Genomic DNA, 18,971 nt, shown 5'->3' on the forward strand with positions numbered 1-18,971 from the left:
AACGCCGGCACCGTCGTCGCCGGCCGTTTGACCGGCGACGACGGTTAGCTTCACTTCGTTTTCTGCCGGAGCGGCGTGACCCGCCTCACACCGTCAGGAACAACGCCGAGGTCCACACCCGCGACTGGTCGCGCTGGCGTCCGGTGAGGAACAGCGGGTGCTCGCGGCCTGCCGCCAGATCCAGTCCGGCCAGCGGGATGCGGCCGGCGAGGTCGCGGGGCAGCGGCGCCTCGGTGACACGCTCAACCGTCACCTCCAGTTCCGTGCCGGGCAGCAGGCGGCTGACGGCCCCGGTCGGCGAGCGGGCTGCATCCAGCAGCGCGTCGCCGTCGATCTCCAGCACGGCCTCCGGCGCATGTGGGTTGGGCGGCGGGGTCAGCGGGTTGCCGACCTTCACATAGGTGCCGATGTCGAGCTGCACCCGGATGCGCGTGCCGGCCAGCCGCGACAGCGTCAGTTCCACCCCGTCGGTATCGCCGTGGGTCACCGTGCGCAGGGCAACGGTGGTGGCATCCTGCCGCCAGCAGCCCTGCTCGGGATGGTCGAAGCCGAAGGGCTCGACCCGCTGCACCGCCGCACCGGTGACGGTGATGCCGCCGCTCCAATAGGCGCCGCGGTAGCGGTCCTTGATGCGGGCGCCGCCCAGCCGCAGCCGGATCCGCCGCTCCGAGAAACCCAGTTCGCGGTGCAGGTCGCGCTCCCACAGCAGAGTCTCGCCGTCGTAAAGCCGCAGGCTCTCCCAGCCGCGGTCCCCGAGCAATCGGTAGTCGAGCGCATCCGCCGCCGAAGCCTGCACCACCTCGCCCATCCAGCGGTCGCCCAGCCGCAGGCCGGCGAAGCTGCGCTCGCCAGTGGTGGCGAAGGTGCGGCGCGCGCGCAGCGCCCGGCCGATGGTGGCGCGGTCGAGCCGGTCGGCCAGCACGCCGGTCAGCCCGCCGCGCGCGCCGAACACCGCGGTCGCCGGTGCGCCGCCGCCGCAGCGGCCCTGGTGCTCGTCACTGCTGGCCGAGGCGCCCAGCCGGTAGCCGCGGGCCAGCGCCTCGGCATAGACCCAGTGGAACTGGCCCCAGGCGGAGCCGATCTCGATCAGGCGCTCCAGCTCGGGATGGTGCCAGTCGAGATTGCAGCGCCGGCCGCCGACATGCGGGATCAGCAGATGGCCTTCCGGGTCGTCCTGATAGGCGGCATAGAGGTCGTCGAGCGGCCAGGCGCCGGGGCGCAGCTTGCCGCGCGTGGACTCGTTCCATTCGAAGGAGCGGACCGGCTGCCCCCGGCTGTCGATGGGGAATTGCGGCACGCCGTCGCGCAGGAACACCACATTGTGGTCGCCGCCAGCCGCCGAGTTGCCGCACCATTCGGTTCCGGGATAGCAGACGAAGCGGCCGGCCTCGTTGAAGCCGTCGATCAGCCCGACCGCCTCGCTCCAGGCCTTTTCGGTGACGTTGAAGTCGTTGGCGGTGTAGCCCAGCACGTCCAGCCCGGCGATGTCGCGGCCGTAGGACAGGTTGTAGGCGGTGTCGTTGGTGCCGACCGTGTCGTTGGAATGGACATGCAGGTCGGCATAGTAGGCGCGCGGCGCATTCTCCTCGACGGTGACGAAGGCTTCGGCCGGGACCAGCCCGTCGGCGGTGGCGGCGATGCGCCAGTCGCCTTCGGTCAGCGTGGCTTCCTGGCGATGGACCAGCCAGCCGTAGGCGTCCGTGTTGGGAGACAGCGTCAGGTTCTGCGTGGTCTCACCCTGCGGTCCCGTCAGGGTCAGGGCGGCATCGATGGTGCCGCCGGTGCAGCAATTGCCCCAGACATCCTCGGCACGCAGCAGCAGGCCGGCCGGACCGGGTGCCGTCAGGCGCGACGCCACCAGACGCAGGGCGGCAGGATCGCCGGGGACGATGTCGATCACGCAGTCGCCCGGCACCTCGGCATATTTCTGGCTGCCGAGCGGGTCGATGAAGACGCGGAAGCGGAATCCCTGCTCGACGAAGCTCTGCACCCGCGTGCCCGGCCCGCCGCGCCGCCGGTCGCCCAGCCGGATGACGATGCGGTCGCCGGGGTTGAGATAGCCGTCGATCACGTCGATGACGATGGCCTTCTGATAGGGACGCTCATGGCCCTTCTGGTCGAAGCGCACCTTCAGCGCCTGGATCGTCGCCGGGCTCTGCCCCGGCACCAGCGGCCCGGCCTCATACTCCGCCGAGACATAGTTGGCGGCCTGCGGGTCGCTGGTCTGGAACAGCGCCCAGTCCGAATAGAACTTCATCGCCAGCTTGATGCCGGCGCCGTCGGCGAGGCCCGACGCCCCGACCTCGTAGACCAGTTGCAGTTCGGTCCATTCGCCGGCGACCAGCCGGCGGTGCGAACAGCTGGTCGACCCCAGGAAGGGGCGGTCCTTGTTGCGCTCGTACAGCCCGACGGGGGCGATGTGGCGGACAGGCGGCTGGGCTTCGGACATGGCGGCGTTTCCTCCGGTTTTGCGGGTTATCGGGTCAGGCGAGGTGCCAGTGGCGGTAGCGCCGCTCGATGCGGCGGAAGACGAGGCTTTCGGTGATCCAGGCGGTCATGCCGATGACGGCGACGCCCAGCAGAACCTGGGTGGCGTTGCCGATCTGGCCGCCCATCGCCACCATCCAGCCGATCCCCTGCGAGGCGCCCAGCATCTCGGCCGCCACCAGCGCCCGCCACGCCTGGCTGAAGCCGATGCGCAGCGCCGCGGTCAGGAAGGGCAGCGAGGCCGGCAGATAGACATGGCGGATCAGCTGCCAGCGGCGGGCGCCCAGCACGCGGGCGGCGCGCAGGTTGCCGTTGCGGATGGCGAGGAAGCCCTCCTGCACCGTCACCGCCATGGGGAACAGGGCGGCGACCACGATCACCATGGTGATGGCGACATAGCCCAACCCGAAGAAGATCATCGACAGCGGCGCCCAGGCGATGGGCGGGATCGCCATGAACAGGCCGGTCAGCGGTGCGGAAAAGGCACGGAAGCCCGGCGACAGCGCGCCCGCCAGCCCCAGCGCCAGCGCGCCCAGCACGGCGACGGCGAAGCCGCCGGCCTCGCGCAGCAGGCTGGCGCCGACATGGGCGGCGAGCTGGCCGCTGTCGAGCCAGCGCACCGCCTCCGCCGCCACAGCCCAGGGCTGCGGCAGGACATAGGGAGGCAGGTTCCAGGCGGCCGCACTCCAGACCAGCAGCAGCGCCGGGAAGGCCGCCCAGCCATAGAGCCGGGTCCGCATCAGCGGCCCGCCCGGCGGAGGTAGGAGCCGTCGACGATGTCCGCCGCCTTCATCGGCGCCGGAATGAAGCCGAGCGCCAGCGACGTGTCCATCAGCCGCTGGATGAAGGCGAGGTCGCTGTCCTCCAGCCGGTCCGACCAGCCAAGCCGCTTGCGCGCCTCGGCGGCGACAGCGGCAGGGGCGATCTCTGTGCCGTCGGCGCGCTTCACCGGTTCCAGCTTGAACGCCTCGGCGATCAGGGCGTCGCCTTCGGCCGGGTGGTCGGACAGCCAGGCGATTGCCTTCGCATGGGCGCGCAGCAGCTTCACCACATCGTCCGGCCTATCCGCCAGCGTCTTCTTCGGCGCCATCACCACGTACCAGGGATAGCCGGGCAGCGCCTGGTTGACATCGAACAGCACATGGGCGCTCCCCCGCAGCACCTGCTGGCTGATGAAGGGTTCCCAGGTGAAGGCGGCATCCACAGTGCCGCTGTCCAGCGCGGCATTCATGTTGCCGACCGGCATGGAGACCACCGACAGGTCGCGGTCGGGATCGAGGCCGGCGGCCTCCTTCAGCACGACACCGCGCAGCAGCACGTCCATCCCGCTGCCGCGCGCCACCCCGGCCACTTTGCGGCCGCGCAGGTCGGACAGCGTGGCGATGGCCGGATTGTTGGCGATCACCGCCGCCTGCCCGTAATTCACCTTGGCCAGGATGCGGCTGTCCAGCCCGCGCGCCGCCCACTGGTAGACCGGCGGCGCGCCGATATAGGCGACGTCCAGCTCACCGGCGGCCAGCGCCTGCTGGATGACCGGCCCGTCGCCGAAGGGCTTGGCGTCCACCGTCAGCCCCTCTTCGGCATAGAAGCCCTTGCGGTCGGCGACCAGCGCCGGGGCGTTGGCCATGGCGAAGACCCAGCCGACCCGGAGCGGGCGGCTGTCGCCCGTGGTGGCCGCCCCGGCCGGGGCGATGCCGGCGAGCAGGACGATGGAGCCGTACAGGGCGGCGGACAGGGCCGCGGCGAACATCCGGTTCATGCGCGAAATCCTCTTGGTCTGGGCTGATTCGCAGGGCGGCTCAGGCCGCGGCGACGATGGCGGAAATCCGCTCCAGCAGCGTGTCGGTCAGGGCGGTGAAGCGCTCCAGCCGCCGGGTCTCGCGCAGGCGGCGCGGGCGGGGCAGGTCGATGGTCAGTTCGCTGTGGATGCCGGCCGGCGCGATGTCGAGCAGCACGACGCGGTCGGCCAGGAACACCGCCTCCTCGACGTCATGGGTGATGAACAGGACCGTCTGGCCGAGCTGGCCGCACAGCCGCAGCAGTTCCTCGTTCAGGGTGGCGCGGGTGATGGCGTCCAGTGCTGCGAAGGGCTCGTCCATCAGCAGCAGGCGCGGTTCCAGCACCAGCGCGCGGGCCAGCGCCACCCGCTGCTGCATGCCGCCCGACAGCTGGTGGGGAAACTTGCCGGCCGCGGCCTCCAGCCCGACCAGCGCCAGCACCGCCAGCGCCTTGTCCTGCTGCTCCGCCTCCGGCAGCCAGCCGGCCATCCGCAGGCCGAAGCGGACATTGTCGAGCACGTCGAGCCAGGGAAACAGCTGCGGCGACTGGAAGACATAGCCGAGCGCCGGCATCTCCGGCGTCACCGTTTCGCCGTCGATGGCGATGCGGCCGGACGAGGGCGGCAGGAAGCCGGACAGCAGGTTCAGCAGCGTGGTCTTGCCGCAGCCCGACGGGCCGAGCAGCGCCACGAACTCTCCGGGCCGGGCGGACAGCGCCAGCGAGCGGAACACCGGGTGCGCGCCGTCATAGGCGAAACTCACGCCGTCGACGTGGAAGGCGGCACCGCCGGAGCGATCACCGGAAATAGCACCGAAGCGGCTGCCGGATGAAGAGGTCGGAATTTCACAGTCCATGTCCGTTTTATCCCCCCGATCAACCGGCCCAGCTCGATAATACATTATAATACATATTATAAAATACGTGGCAACTAGGGAATTGAATCGGGATTCACGCGGCCGGCACCGTGGCTGGATGGACGCTTGAGCCGTCCCGTCGCCGGTGGCATCAAGGGCGGCCTCGATCCGCTGGCCGGGTCGATCGATCAGGGAGGAAAGCCAGGGTGCCCGTGGTGCGAGACAACGCGACGGCGCTGTACCGGCAGATCGCCGACCGGCTGCGCGACGAGATCGCCGCCCGGCTGTTCGAGCCGTCGGGGCGGCTGCCGACCGAAAGCGAGATCGGGACCCGTTTCGGCGTCAGCCGGGTCACCGTCCGGCTGGCGCTCGACCGGCTGGAGGCGGACGGGCTGATCGAGCGCCGGAAGGGCAAGGGCACCTTCACGGCGGGCAAGCGCGTCCAGCATCCGCTCGACCGCCTGCGCAGCTTTCACGAATCCCTGCGGCTTCAGGGGCTGGACGCCACGATGCGCCCCATCTCGGCGCGGATCGTTGCGACGCCGCCGGACCTGCGGGAGGATTTCGGCCCCCATTGCCTGGAGGTCTGCCGCCTGCATCTGGTGGATGGCGAGCCGGTGGCCCTGGGCCGCAGCCTGCTGCCGCCGGCGCTGGAGCCGGTCGATTGGCAGGCGGCCGGACACAAGCCGATCTACGGCATCCTGCAGGACATCGTCGGCAAGCCGGTCGGCGGCGCCGACATCGAGGTGAAGGCGGCGGCGGCCGATGCGGAGGTGGCGGCGGCGCTCGGCCTGCCGGCGGGCGCGCCGGTGCTGGTGATGGACCGCCGTTCCGTCTTCGTCGGCGGCGGCTGCGCCGACCGTTCGGTGTTCCACATCAGATCCGAACGCTACAGCTTCATCCTGTCCCACCGCTGGGAAGGGTAGGGTCGGGCGGCAGACTCTTGACTTGATAAGACAATAAATGTTTGTTCAACATAATTTGTAATCGCTATCTTTACAGTAGGAATAGATAAGGTCTATGTTCTCCTCGGATGGTGAATGGAGAGCGCTTACACGACCCCGAATGAGGAGGGATGGCGATCCGGACATACCGCTGCCGCCAACCGATCCGAATTTCAAAATTTGAAAGCCAGATTTTTGAAAGCCAGCCCCATGCTCGATCTGATCCTTCGGTCCACCGCCCTGGTCGCCGGCACCCTGTCGCTGCTGGCCGCACTCGGCCTTGCCCAGCCTGCCTTTTCGCGGACCGTGCCTGCCGGCCCGGCGACGGTGCCGGTGGCGATGGGTGTCAGCGGGCTGCTGTCGGTCGGCCGGTAGCAGTTTTCGCCTCACGACATAGCCCAACGTTCCAGGGCTGCGCGGACGCGAAGGATGACGGGAGGCCAGTCGCCCGGCCGATCCTGGCGGAACAGGCGCATGGTCGGATACCAGGGGCTGTCGGACCGGTTGCGCAGCCAGCGCCAGCAGGCATCGTGGCGCGACAGCATCCAGACCGGCCGTCCCAGCGCGCCGGCCAGATGGCACACCGAGGTGTCCACGCTGATGACGAGGTCGAGTTCCGCGACGAGCGCGGCGGTGCCGGCGAAATCCTCGACCGCATCCATCCAGTCGACAAGGTCGAGGCCGGATGGCCGTGCCTCGCTCGCCGGCGGGCCTTTTTGCAGGCTGTAGAACCTCACACCCGGAATGCCGGCGAGCGGGGCCAGCGCGGAAAGCGGCAGGCTGCGCCGCCGGTCGACCATATGCGCGACGAACTGGTCGTCATGCGATGAACCGGCCCAGACCAGACCGACCTTCAGTCGGCCCTCAGCGCCGGGGCTCCCGTCGAGTCTCCGTTTCCAGGCGGCGCGCTCCGGCCCGGACGGGCTCAGATAGGGGACGAAGGCCGGAACGGTCGCCAGACCGGTGCCGAACACCAGGGGAAGGCTGAGCAGCGGAATGCAGGCGTCGCATGCCGGTGGCGGTTCCGTGAGCGACCGGACCGAGGCGATGCCGGGAAGCCCGGACAGCAGCCGGACCAATGCCGGCTGCACCATCAGGTGGACCTGGGCGCCGAGTGCCGCCAGCATCGGGGCATAACGGACGAACTGAAGCGTATCTCCCTGCCCCTGTTCGGCCACCAGAAGGAGCGAGCGTCCCGCCGGATTTCCGCCGGTCCAGCGCGGCGCATGGGCCGGATAGGCCACACGCTCCATCCGCCAGCGAGCTTCGTAGAGGGGCCACCCCTTGGCGAAGTCGCCTTCAGCCAGCAGCACCATCGACAGGTTGAAGCGGGCGATGTCGCTTTCGGGCTGAAGCGCCAGGGCGCGCTCGTTGCCGCGGCGCGCCGGTTCCGTCATCCCGCTGCCATGGTCAGCCAGGGACAGGTTGATCAGGGCGGCCGGAGAAGCCGGTTGCAGGACGAGAGAGCGGCGGGCCAGCGCCAGGGCCGTCGCGAAATCGCCACGCAGGGTGGCCACCAGACTGTCGCCGGCCTCGGCATGTCCCTCCAGCGGCACCAGCCGGCGCAGCCGGCCATGCAGGGCCTGCGCCGCCTCGAGCCTGCCCAGCCTGATCAGCAGGCCGGCATGGTTCACATAGCCGGCCGGCCGGTCGGGCGCCAGCGCAACCGCGCGCCGGACACAGGCAAGCGGAAGAGCCGGTTCCGCCGTTTCGCCAAGCCCGCCGGCCAGCGCCAGCCACGCCAGCGGGTTGTCCGGAGCCAGCCGCACCGCCCGGCGCAGGACAATCGGCAGGCGCTCCATCGCCCGCCGGTCCAGCAGGATCGAGCCGGCGACCGACCAGGCTTCGGCAAAGCCGGGATCGAGCGTCAATGCCCGCATCGCGGCGCGCGCCGAGACCTTCGGGCGGCGGCTTTTGAGCAGCAGAGAGGCCAGCCCGGCCCAGGCCTTCGGATAAGCAGGGCGCAACCGCAATGCATGGCGGTAAGCCTGCGCCGCACCGGCAGGTTGGCCCAAGGCACGCCGCGCTTCAGCGAGATTGTGCCAGATGCTTGCCCGATGGGGCGCCAACAGGGCGGCCGTGGTGAAGTGGGAAGCGGCAAGCGCAGCCTCTCCCTCGGCCAGCGCTGCGGCGCCTCGGAGGGTGAGGGCGACGGCCGGATCGGTGAAACTTTTGGCCGGATCGGTGAAACTTTTGATTGGGTAGGACATGAGTGAATTGCCCTCTGGAACGTACCCGACCGATGCAGAGCAGCCTTGGAGACATGGATAGGCGGATTGGAGGCTTGGGTCCGATTCGGGCGGGTGAAATTCCCGGTCCGTTCCGACCTCTGCAATCTGAAATCGTTCCTCGGTCGATATTTTCCCAAGTCATTTCCATTTTCGAGTGCGGGCAATCCCCAACTTTAAGGAGATTTCGTATTCTATTATTAATTTAACTTTATTTTACAGCGTATGCGAATAAATCATTCAGGATGGTTGGGGACGGACGAGAGGGAACGCAGGATGGCCGCTGAAGAACGATCCCCGCCCATGGTGGCCCGGCCGATGCTGGAAGGTACACCGAATCTGCCCGACTGGCTGGAGACGATCGGCTGCGCGATTGCCTTTTCGACCTACGAGACCCACAGGCTGTTCTTCCTGGGATTGGGTGAAGACGGGCGTTTGAAGGCCCATGAGCGGATGGTGCAGCGCTGCCAGGGGCTGTGTGTCGACGGAAGCGCTCTGTGGGTCGGCGGGCAGTCCCACCTCTGGCGCTTCGCCAACACGCTTCAGCCATCCGGCCGGACGCCGTCGGGCGCGGACCGTCTTTACGTGCCGCGCCTGGGCTACATGACCGGCGACGTCGATATCCATGACATCGCGGTCGGGCCCGACGGTGTTCCGGTCTTCGTCAACACGCGCTTCAGCTGTCTCGCCGTTCCCGACGCCGACCGCGGATTCCGTCCGGTCTGGAAGCCCGCCTTCATTTCCGCCCTGCGCAACGAGGACCGCTGCCATCTGAACGGGATGGCGCTCGGCGAGGACGGCCGGCCGATGTTCGCGACGGCATTGGGCCGCTGCGATGTCACCGAAGGCTGGCGCGAGCGCCGGACCGACGGCGGCGTGCTGATCGATGTCCTGTCCGGCGAGGTCGCCTGCGCCGGACTGTCGATGCCCCATTCCCCCCGCTGGCACCGCGGCCGGCTCTGGCTGCTCAATTCCGGCACCGGCGAGCTTGGAACGGTGGACGGAAGCGGCCGTTTCGAGCCGGTCTGCTTCTGCCCCGGTTTCGCGCGCGGGCTGGCCTTTCACGGGAAATGGGCGGTCATCGGGTTGTCGCGTCCACGGGGCGGTCACGGGACGCTGAGTGCCTTGCCGCTCGAACCGGCGCTGGAGCGGGCCGGGGTTTCCGCCCAATGCGGCTTGGCCGTCGTCGACACGGACAGCGGAACCGTGGCGCACATGCTGTGGCTCCATCACACCGTAAATGAATTGTACGACGTCGCCATTCTTCCCGGCGTGCGCCGTGCCGAGGCGGTCGGGCTGCTCGATGCGCGGGCGCTGGCCGAAGCGGTGGCCACGCCAACGGAAATTCCGAATTGACAGGACGCCCCATGGCGGCCGGTGGACCGACGCGGTGTCGGTATTTATTTCTGAAGGGCTGAAAGATCGTGACCACTCCCACCTTTACCCTTGTCGGCACCAATTCTTTCGGCCTCAGCGATGTCGGGGATTATGCCGCCCCAGTGTTCCAGGACCTCGACGGCGACGGCGACCTCGATCTTCTGGTCGGCAACAAGCTGGGCGAGACGGTCTATTTCACCAATGTCGGAACGAGCCTCGCACCGACCTTTTCCCTGCAAGGCACCAATCTTTTCGGCCTCTCCAGTTTCAATACCTATGCGAGACCCAGCCTCGTCGATATCGATGGCGATGGCGACCTCGATCTGTTCATCGGCACCAATAACGGCGGCACCCGGTTCTTCCGCAATACCGGAACGTCATCGGCGCCTACTTTTTCGCTGGAGGGCACGAATCTTTTCGGCATCGTCACCGGCAACTACCTGGCGCCGACCTTCGCCGATCTGGACGGTGACGGCGACGCCGATCTGCTGATGGGGGACAATTCCAACGGCATCCTTCTCTACCGCAACAACGGAACGTCGTCGTCGCCGACCTTTTCGCTGGAGGGAACGAACCTCTTCGGCATGACGGCGGGTGCCAGTTTCAATGGACCGGTCCTCGTCGACCTCGACGGTGACGGCGATCTCGACCTCGTGAACAAGGATGTCGTTTCCATCAACATCGGGACGACATCCTCCCCCACCTTCTCGCTTGTCGGGACGGCTGTCTTCGGTCTCGTCACCAGTGCATATCCGATGCCGGCCCTGGCCGACCTTGACGGCGACGGCGACCTCGACGCGCTCTATGGCGTCGCCAACGGCACCCTGTTGTCTCTGAGGAACATCGCGCCGGTCGTCAGGACGCTGGCCGATGCCGGCAACACGCTGACGCTGTCGCAGATCAACACGCTGACGGGCGGCACCGGGACGGACGCCATCACGCTGGGCGACATCGGCGCGACCTTCCGCATCACCGGCATCGAAACGCTGACGGGCGGTGCCGGCACCGACGTGCTGACGCTTGGCACTGCCGGAAACACCCTGATGGTGTCGGCCGTTGAAACGCTGACCGGTGGGGTGGGCACCGATGTGGTGACGCTCGGCACCGCCGGCAACACCCTGCTGGCCTCTGCAATCGAGACGCTGACCGGCGGCGGCGGCACCGATATCGTCACGCTGGGCACCGGTGGTTCCACGCTGCTGGCGAACAGTCTGGAGACGCTGATCGGCGGTGTCGGCATCGACGTCGTCACGCTGGACACCAGCGGCTCGACCCTGCTTGTGCGGGGGCTGGAGACGCTGACCGGCGGCGTCGGCACCGACGTCGTCACACTTGGTACCGGCGGCTCGACGGTGCTGGTGAGCGGGTTGGAGACGCTGTCGGGCACCGGCGGCACCAATGTGATCACGCTGAGCGGTACGGCCGGCACCACCATGACGGTGTCGTGGCTGAAAAGCCTGACCGGCGGGAGTGGGAACGATGTCATCACGCTGGGCTCGGCGGGCAACACCACGACGATGACGCAGATGGAAACCCTGGTCGGTGGCGTTGGAATTGACACCATCACGCTGGGTGCGGCGGGCAACACCGTAATCGTGTCCAAATTGGAATCCCTGCTGGGTGGCGTCGGTACCGATGTCATCACCCTGGCCGATACCGGCAATACGATTGCGGTCTATAGCGTCGAAACCATCGTCGGCGGTGCGGGAACGGACTCCATTGTGCTTGGCAGCAATGGTGTGCGGTACGCAGTCTCCGACGTGGAATTCATCACCGCGGGCGGCGCGGGCGGCACATCGATTTTGCAACTGGCGACGCAGGGCAACACCGCCACGGTGTCGCTGGTGTCGACCATCCTCGGCAACAGCGGCACCGACGTGATTACCCTGGGATCGGCCGGCGTCACCACGACGGTGTTGGATTTGGAGACGTTGACCGGCGGTATCGGAAACGATGCCGTGACCATCAGAACCGCCGGTGCGACCATGCTGGTTTCCCGGCTGGAAACCCTGACCGGCGGCGTCGGCACCGATGTCATCGCCATCGGTACGCTCGGCAGCACCATGACGGTGAGGCTGCTGGAAACCCTGACCGGCGGCGTCGGCACCGACGTGGTGACACTCGGCACCGGTGGCAACACTCTGCTGATCTCGGCTGTCGAGACGTTGACCGGCAGCACCGTCATCGACGTCGTGACGCTGGGCACCGGCGGCAGCACCATGTTGGTGAGACTACTGGAAAGCCTGACCGGGGACGTCGGCACCGACGTGGTGACACTCGGCACCGGTGGCAACACTCTGCTGATCTCGGCTGTCGAGACGTTGACCGGTGGAGCTGGTTCCGACGTCGTGACGCTCGGGACAGCGGGCAACTCTCTTCTGGCGTCCGGAATCGAGACGCTCACCGGCGGCGCCGGTACCGATGTCGTCACCATCGGCACGCTCGGCGGCACCATGTTGGTGCGACTGCTGGAGACGCTGACCGGCGGTGCCGGCACCGACGTGGCGACACTCGGCAGCGCCGGCAGCACCATGATGGCGTCGTTGCTTGAGAGCATAACCGGCGGCGCGGGCGTCGACTTCGTTACGTTGAGCGACGCGGGCAACAGTTTGGCCGTTAAGCAGATCGACACGCTGGTCGGCGGCGCGGGCTCCGACATCATCAGTTATATTCTCAGCACCACCGAAACCATAACGGTCAGCAACATCGAGTCGATCACCGCCTCGGGGAGCGGAACACTCACCGTTCAGATCGGAACGGATGGCGGAACGCTTTCGGTCGGGAATCTCGATTACGTTATCGGCTCGTCCGCCACGGACGTCGTCACTCTTTCGGGAACCTATTTAGTAGGCGTCTCGAACATCGAAACGCTGATCGGCACGAACTCTGTCGATCACTCGATAACTCTTGGGACCGGCGGCAACACGACGCTGGTCGATGGGCTGGAATCCCTGATCGGCGGCGTCGGCACGGATGTGCTGACGATCGGCACTGCCGGATCGACGATGCTGGTGCGGCTGCTGGAGACGCTGACCGGCGGTGCCGGCACCGACGTGGTGACGTTGGGCACTGGCGGCAACAGCGTGATGGTTTCCGACATCGAGACGCTGACCGGTGGTGCTGGCTCCGATGTCGTCATGTTCGGCACCGTCGGCGGCACGATTCAGGTTTTCCGCATCGAAACCTTGATGGGAAGCAGCGGCACCGATGTCGTGACCGTAAGCTCCGGCGGCGCATCGATGACGGTACAAGGCATCGAGACGCTGACCGGCGGCGCCGGCACTGACGTAATCTTGCTTGGTACGATCGGAAACACCCTGCTGATCTCGAGGGTTGAGACGCTGACCGGCGGTGCCGGCACCGACGCCGTAACGCTCGGCGCCACAGGGAACACTCTGCTGGTGTCGTCTGTCGAAACACTGGCCGGCCGCGTCGGCACCGACATCATCACGCTCGGCACCTCCGGCGGCACGATGCTGGTGTCCGACATCGAGGCAGTGACCGGAAACAACGGCATTGACGTCATAACCCTGGGAACCGCCGGCTCAACCCTGAGCGCTCAAGGCCTTGAGACGCTGATCGGCGGAGCCGGCACCGACATCGTGACGCTGGGGACCGCCGGCAACACGCTTCTGGTCTCGGCGCTCGAAACGCTGACGGGCGGAGCCGGCACCGACGTCGTGACGCTGGGCACCGCCGGCAACACGCTGAGTGTCACCGCCGTCGAAACGCTGACGGGTGGTAGCGACACCGACTTTGTAACGCTGAGCACCGGCGGCAACACCGTGCTGGTGTCGTCTGTCGAAACGCTGGCCGGCGGTGTCGGCACCGACATAATCACGCTCGGCACCTCCGGCGGCACGATGCTGGTGTCCGACATCGAGACGGTGACCGGAAACAGCGGCATTGACGTCATAACCCTGGGTGCCGCCGGCTCAACCCTGAGCGCTCAAGGCCTTGAGACGCTGATCGGCGGTGCCGGCACCGACATCGTGACGCTGAGCACCGGCGGCAACACCGTACTGGTCACGGCTCTCGAAACGCTGGAGGGTGGAGCCGGCACCGATGCCGTTACACTCGGCATCGGCGGCAACACGCTGAGCATCACCGCCATCGAAACGCTGACGGGCGGTGCCGGCACCGACGTTGTAGCGCTGGGTACCAGCGGCAACACCGTGCTGGTATCGTTTGTCGAAACGCTGACCGGCGGGGCGGGCAGCGACATCGTCACGCTGGGCACCGCCGGCAGCACACTGCTGGTGTCCGACATCGAGACGGTGACGGGTGGCATCGGCACCGACGTCGTCATCCTGGGGACCGCCGGCTCAACCTTGAGCGTGCAAGGCCTTGAGACCTTGACCGGTGGGGCCGGCACCGACATCGTGACGCTTGGCACTGCGGGCAACACGGTTCTGGTTTCGCTCATCGAAACGCTGACCGGCGGTGCCGGCACCGACAGCGTCACGCTCGGCACCGGCGGCAACACGCTGAGCATCATCGCCATCGAAACGCTGGCAGGCGGCACCGACACCGACGTTGTAGCGCTGGACACCGCCGGCAACACACTGCTGGTGGCCGGTATCGAGACGCTTATCGGCGGTGCCGGTACCGACATCGTGACGCTCGGCACCGCCGGCAACACGCTGCTGGTCACGGCCCTCGAAACGCTGACGGGTGGCGCTGGCACCGACAGCGTCACGCTCGGCACCGGCGGCAACACGCTGAGCATCATCGCCATCGAAACGCTGGCAGGCGGCACCGACACCGACGTTGTAGCGCTGGGCACCGGCGGCAACACCGTGCTGGTTGCCGGCATCGAAACGCTTATCGGCGGTGGCGGCACCGACATCGTGACGCTGGGCACCATCGGCAGCACACTGCTGGCGTTTGACATCGAGACCCTGACCGGCGGTGGCGGCACCGATATCGTCATGTTGAGCACCGCCGGCAGCACACTGCTGGTGTCCGACATCGAGACGGTGACGGGAAACAGCGGCACCGACGTCGTCATCCTTGGGACCGTCGGCTCAACCCTGAGCGTGCAGGGCGTTGAGACCTTGACCGGTGGGGCCGGCACCGATGTCGTGACGCTGAGCGCCGGCGGCAACACCGTGCTGGTTGCCGGCATCGAGACGCTTATCGGCGCTGCCGGCACCGACATCGTGACTCTGGGTGCCAGCGGCATCACAGTGCTGGTCTCGTCTCTCGAAACGGTGACGGGTGGCACCGGCACCGATGCTGTAACACTCGGCACCGGCGGCAACACGCTGAGCATCACCGCCATCGAAACGCTGACCGGCGGTGCCGGCACCGACGTCGCCACGCTGGGTACCGGCGGCAGCACCCTGTTGATTTCGCTCATCGAAACGCTGACCGGCGGCGCCGTCACCGACATCGTGACGTTGGACACCGGCGGCACCACCCTTACGGTCACGGCAATCGAGACTCTGACGGGTGGGGCCGGCACCGACGTCGTCACGCTCGGCACCGCGGGCAATACCCTTATCGTCGCGGCAGTGGAGACGCTGACCGGGGGGGCCGGCCTGGATGTCGTGACCCTTGGCGCCGCCGGCAGCACGATGCTGGTTTCGAGGCTGGAGACCGCGCTCGGTGGCAGCGGCTCCGATGTCCTCCTGCTCGGCACCGGCGGCAACACGATTCTGGTTTCGCGCATCGAGACGCTGACCGGCGGTGCCGGCGCCGATCTCGTGACGCTGGGCACCGGCGGCAACACGCTGAACGTTACCGGTATCGAGACGTTGACCGGTGGCATCAATACCGATGTCGTTACCCTTGGCGCCACCGGCAACACGGTTCTGGTTTCGCGCATCGAAACGCTGACCGGCGGTGCCGGCACCGATCTCGTGACACTCGGCACCAACAGCAACACAGTGCTGGCCTCCGACATCGAAACACTGATCGGTGGGATTGCTTCGGATGTCATTGCCCTCGGCACCGCCGGCAGCACGATTTATCTGTCCCGCATCGAAACATTGACGGGAAACAGCGGCACCGATGTCGCGATACTGGGCTCCGGCGGCAACACGCTGACCATCTCCGCCATCGAGACCTTGACGGGCGATGCCGGCATCGATGTTCTAAGGTTCGGCAGTGCCGGCACCACGCTGCTGGTTTCCGCGGTGGAAAGCATCATCGGTGCCGCCGGCACCGACGTCGTGACCTTCGGATCGGCCGGCAACACGGTCTTGATCTCGGCGCTTGAAACGCTCGTCGGTGGTGCCGGCATCGATAGCGTCACGGCCAGTGCCAGCGGCGCCACTCTTCTGGTTTCCCAGATCGAAACGCTGATCGGTGGCTCGGGCGTCGATTCCATCCTGCTGGCGGGAACGGGCAACACTGTCCTGATGTCGAGAATCGACACGCTGACAGGTGGCGCCGGAATCGATGTCGTGACGTTCGGCTCGACCGGAAGCACGACACTGATGACCGGCATCGAGACGCTGACGGGCGGCACCGGCAGCGATCTCGTGGCGCTGGGCACCGCCGGCAACACGATGCTGATCTCGGCTGTCGAAATGCTGACGGGTGGGGCCGGCACGGACGTGGCGGCGCTGGGCACCGGCGGCAACACGCTGCTGGTGTCGGCTCTGGAAACGCTGATCGGCGGGACCGGCACCGACGTCGTGACGCTCGGCAACGCCGGCAACACGCTGAGTGTCGTCGATATCGAGACCCTGACCGGCGGCAGCGCAACCGACGTCGTCGCGCTCGGCACCGGCGGCAACACCCTGCTGGTTTCGCTCATCGAAACCCTGACGGGTGGTACCGACACCGATGTCGTAACGCTGAACACCGGCGGCAACACCCTGCTGGTGTCGGCGCTGGAAACGCTCACCGGCGGGGTCGGTACGGATGTCGTGATGCTTGGCACTGCCGGCATGACCGTGACTGCACAGGGGCTGGAAAGCTTGACCGGCGGTGCCGGTACGGATGTCGTGACGCTGGCCGCCGCTGAAAACACCGTGCTGGTGGCCGGCATCGAGACGCTGATCGGCGGGACCGGCACCGATGTCGTGACGCTGGGCGCCGCCGGAAACACCCTGCTGACGGCCGGGATCGAAACGCTCATCGGTGGCTCCGGCACCGATGTCGTCGTGATCGGCACCAGCGGGGCGACCATTCACGTCGCGAATATCGAAACCGTCATCGCGACGGGGCAGACCCTTCATCTGAGCGGGCTGGAAACCCTGGTCAGCATTCTCGGCGCCGACGTTCTCGTCCTTGACGACGGCGGCAGCACCCTGTCCGTCTCCACCCAATACAGGACCATCCTCGGATCGTCGGCATCCGATGTGATCACGCTTGGAAGCGGCGGCAGCACGGTTCTCGTCGAACGCCTCGAAACGTTGACCGGGTCGAACGGCGGCGATGCGGTGATCGTCGGCACGACCGGCATCACGCTGCTGGCCACGCTGTTCGAAACGATCATCGGGGGGGCCGGCACCGACGTCATCACCCTTGGCGGCGCGGGCGGCACCCTGCTCGTCGACCGGCTGGAGACTTTGAGCGGCGGCAGCGGAACCGACATCGTCACCCTGGGCACCACCGGCACAACCCTGCTGGTCGATGCCATCGAGACATTGGCAGGGTCGGCGGGCACCGACGTCGTCACATTGGGATCCGGCGGCAGCACGATCCTGGCCGATCTGATCGAGACTCTCATCGGCGGCACGGGGTCCGATCTGGTCGTCCTCGGCACGTCCGGAGCCACCATCTCCCTCTCGGCCATCGACAGCCTGGCCGGCGGATCCGGGACCGATGTCATTGCCCTGGGCTCGGCCGGAAACACCCTGCTGCTGCGCGGCATCGAGACGCTGGCCGGTGGCGGCGGCACCGACATCGTCACGCTGGGCTCGGCCGGCAACACCCTGCTGGTTTCGGCTCTCGAAACAATCGCCGGGGGTGCGTCGCTCGACTCGATTTCTCTGGGCACGGCGGGCAGCACCCTGTTTGCAACCGCTGTCGAGACGCTGACCGGCGGGCTGGGCACCGACGTCGTGGCTCTCGGTTCTGCCGGCAACACCCTGTCCGTTTCGGGTGTCGAGACCATTGCCGGCGGCGGTGGTGCCGATCTCGTCGCCCTGGGCACTGCCGGCAACACCTTGCAGATCTCAGGCCTTGAGACGATCACCGGCGGTGCGGGCACCGATGTCGTGACGCTCGGTTCGGCCGGCGGCACCCTGCTTGCCAATCTGCTGGAGACGATTGCCGGCGGCATAGGCTCCGAGTTGATTTTCCTTGGCTCGGCGGGCGGCACGGTCCTGGTGTCCGGCCTGGAAATGCTGATCGGCGGCGCCGGCACCGACATCGTCACTCTGGGGCCGGCCGGCAGCACGGTCGTTGTGCGTGGCCTTGAAAGCCTGACCGGCGGCTTGGGCACCGATTCCGTCACCATCGGCGACACCGGCATCACCATGACGGCCTCGGGCATCGAGACGCTGGTCGGCGGTTCGGGCAGCGATGCCATCACCCTGGGCACGGCCGGCGGCACCCTGCTGGTTCGGGCGATGGAGACCCTGACCGGCGGCATCGGCACCGACGTGATCGCCATCGGGTCTGCCGGCAGCACCCTGCTTGCCGACCTGCTGGAGACGATTGTCGGTGGTGCGGGCTCCGAGTTGATCTTCCTCGGCTCGACCGGTTCGACGGTCACGGTGTCGGGCATCGAGATCCTGATCGGTGGGGCGGGCACCGACGTTGTCGCACTGAATGGCGGCGGCAACACCCTGCTGCTGCGCGGCATCGAGACCCTGACCGGCAACAGCGGCACCGATGTGGTGATGCTGGGCGACACCGGCAACACGGCGACGGTGTCGCTGTTCGAGACCATCATCGGCGGCACCGGTCTCGACAGCATCCTGCTCGGCAACGCCGGCAACATGTTGGCGGTGTCGCAGCTTGAAACGCTGGTCGGCGGGTCCGGCCTTGACGTGGTGACGCTGGGGTCCGGCGGCAGCACGCTGATGACGGTGGCGGTGGAAACGCTGATCGGCGGCAGCGGCCTTGACGTGGTGACGCTGGGCACCGGCGGCACGACGGTGCGGATCGTCGGCATCGAGTCCGTCACCGGCAACAGCGGGCGCGACGTCGTCCAGCTGTCCGACGGCGGCGGCACCTTCGTCGTCAATTTGCTGGAAACGCTGGTTGGCAGTTCCGGCAGCGACGTGGCGGTGGTCGGCGAGCTTGGCGGCGGCTCGACCCTGCTGATCGCCGGGCTGGAGATCCTCGTCGGCAACTCCGGTTCCGACATCGTCACGTTGAGCGACGGCGGCAACACCACG

9 protein-coding genes are annotated in these 18,971 nt (G+C 67.3%); 4 read left to right on the plus strand and 5 right to left on the minus strand.

All coding sequences use genetic code 11. The features are described 5' to 3' along the window. Positions 1 to 85 precede the first annotated feature (85 nt). Genes CRT60_RS36880 through CRT60_RS07545 form a run of 4 tightly spaced genes read right to left on the minus strand, consistent with a single transcriptional unit; the run spans position 86 to position 5,120 of the window. Entirely contained in the window at positions 86 to 2,449 is a 2,364-nt protein-coding gene (locus tag CRT60_RS36880) for a PHP domain-containing protein (protein WP_098735812.1), read from the minus strand. A 34-nt stretch (positions 2,450 to 2,483) separates the two neighbouring features. Continuing rightward, on the minus strand, positions 2,484 to 3,227 hold the full coding sequence (locus CRT60_RS07535; protein WP_098735813.1) for an ABC transporter permease: 744 nt from the start codon (positions 3,225 to 3,227) through the stop codon (positions 2,484 to 2,486). Then, complete coding sequence (locus CRT60_RS07540) at positions 3,227 to 4,246, minus strand: ABC transporter substrate-binding protein (RefSeq protein WP_098735814.1); 1,020 nt, start codon at positions 4,244 to 4,246, stop codon at positions 3,227 to 3,229. The genes CRT60_RS07535 and CRT60_RS07540 overlap by 1 nt, the downstream gene beginning before the upstream one ends. Positions 4,247 to 4,286: 40 nt before the next feature. Next, complete coding sequence (locus CRT60_RS07545) at positions 4,287 to 5,120, minus strand: ABC transporter ATP-binding protein (protein ID WP_204561744.1); 834 nt, start codon at positions 5,118 to 5,120, stop codon at positions 4,287 to 4,289. A gap of 206 nt (positions 5,121 to 5,326) precedes the next feature. Here CRT60_RS07545 and CRT60_RS07550 point away from each other — a divergent pair, with 206 nt between their 5' ends. Both CRT60_RS07550 and CRT60_RS07555 read left to right on the plus strand, forming a co-directional pair. Further along, entirely contained in the window at positions 5,327 to 6,046 is a 720-nt protein-coding gene (locus CRT60_RS07550; protein WP_098735815.1) for a GntR family transcriptional regulator, read from the plus strand. Positions 6,047 to 6,274: 228 nt separating this feature from the next. Further along, on the plus strand, positions 6,275 to 6,439 hold the full coding sequence (locus CRT60_RS07555; protein WP_193548411.1) for a hypothetical protein: 165 nt from the start codon (positions 6,275 to 6,277) through the stop codon (positions 6,437 to 6,439). Between the two features lie 11 nt (positions 6,440 to 6,450). Here CRT60_RS07555 and CRT60_RS07560 read toward each other — a convergent pair whose 3' ends face one another. Further along, entirely contained in the window at positions 6,451 to 8,274 is a 1,824-nt protein-coding gene (locus CRT60_RS07560; protein ID WP_098735816.1) for a tetratricopeptide repeat protein, read from the minus strand. Positions 8,275 to 8,568: 294 nt separating this feature from the next. Between CRT60_RS07560 and CRT60_RS07565 the strand changes: the two genes are divergently transcribed. Next, positions 8,569 to 9,648, plus strand: a complete 1,080-nt coding sequence (locus CRT60_RS07565) for a TIGR03032 family protein (RefSeq protein WP_098735817.1) — start codon at positions 8,569 to 8,571, stop codon at positions 9,646 to 9,648. Between the two features lie 68 nt (positions 9,649 to 9,716). Beyond that, positions 9,717 to 18,971 (plus strand): calcium-binding protein (locus CRT60_RS07570; RefSeq protein ID WP_143273156.1); only part of this gene is annotated, 9,255 nt, incomplete at its 3' end.

Source organism: Azospirillum palustre (assembly GCF_002573965.1).
Taxonomy (GTDB): domain Bacteria; phylum Pseudomonadota; class Alphaproteobacteria; order Azospirillales; family Azospirillaceae; genus Azospirillum; species Azospirillum palustre.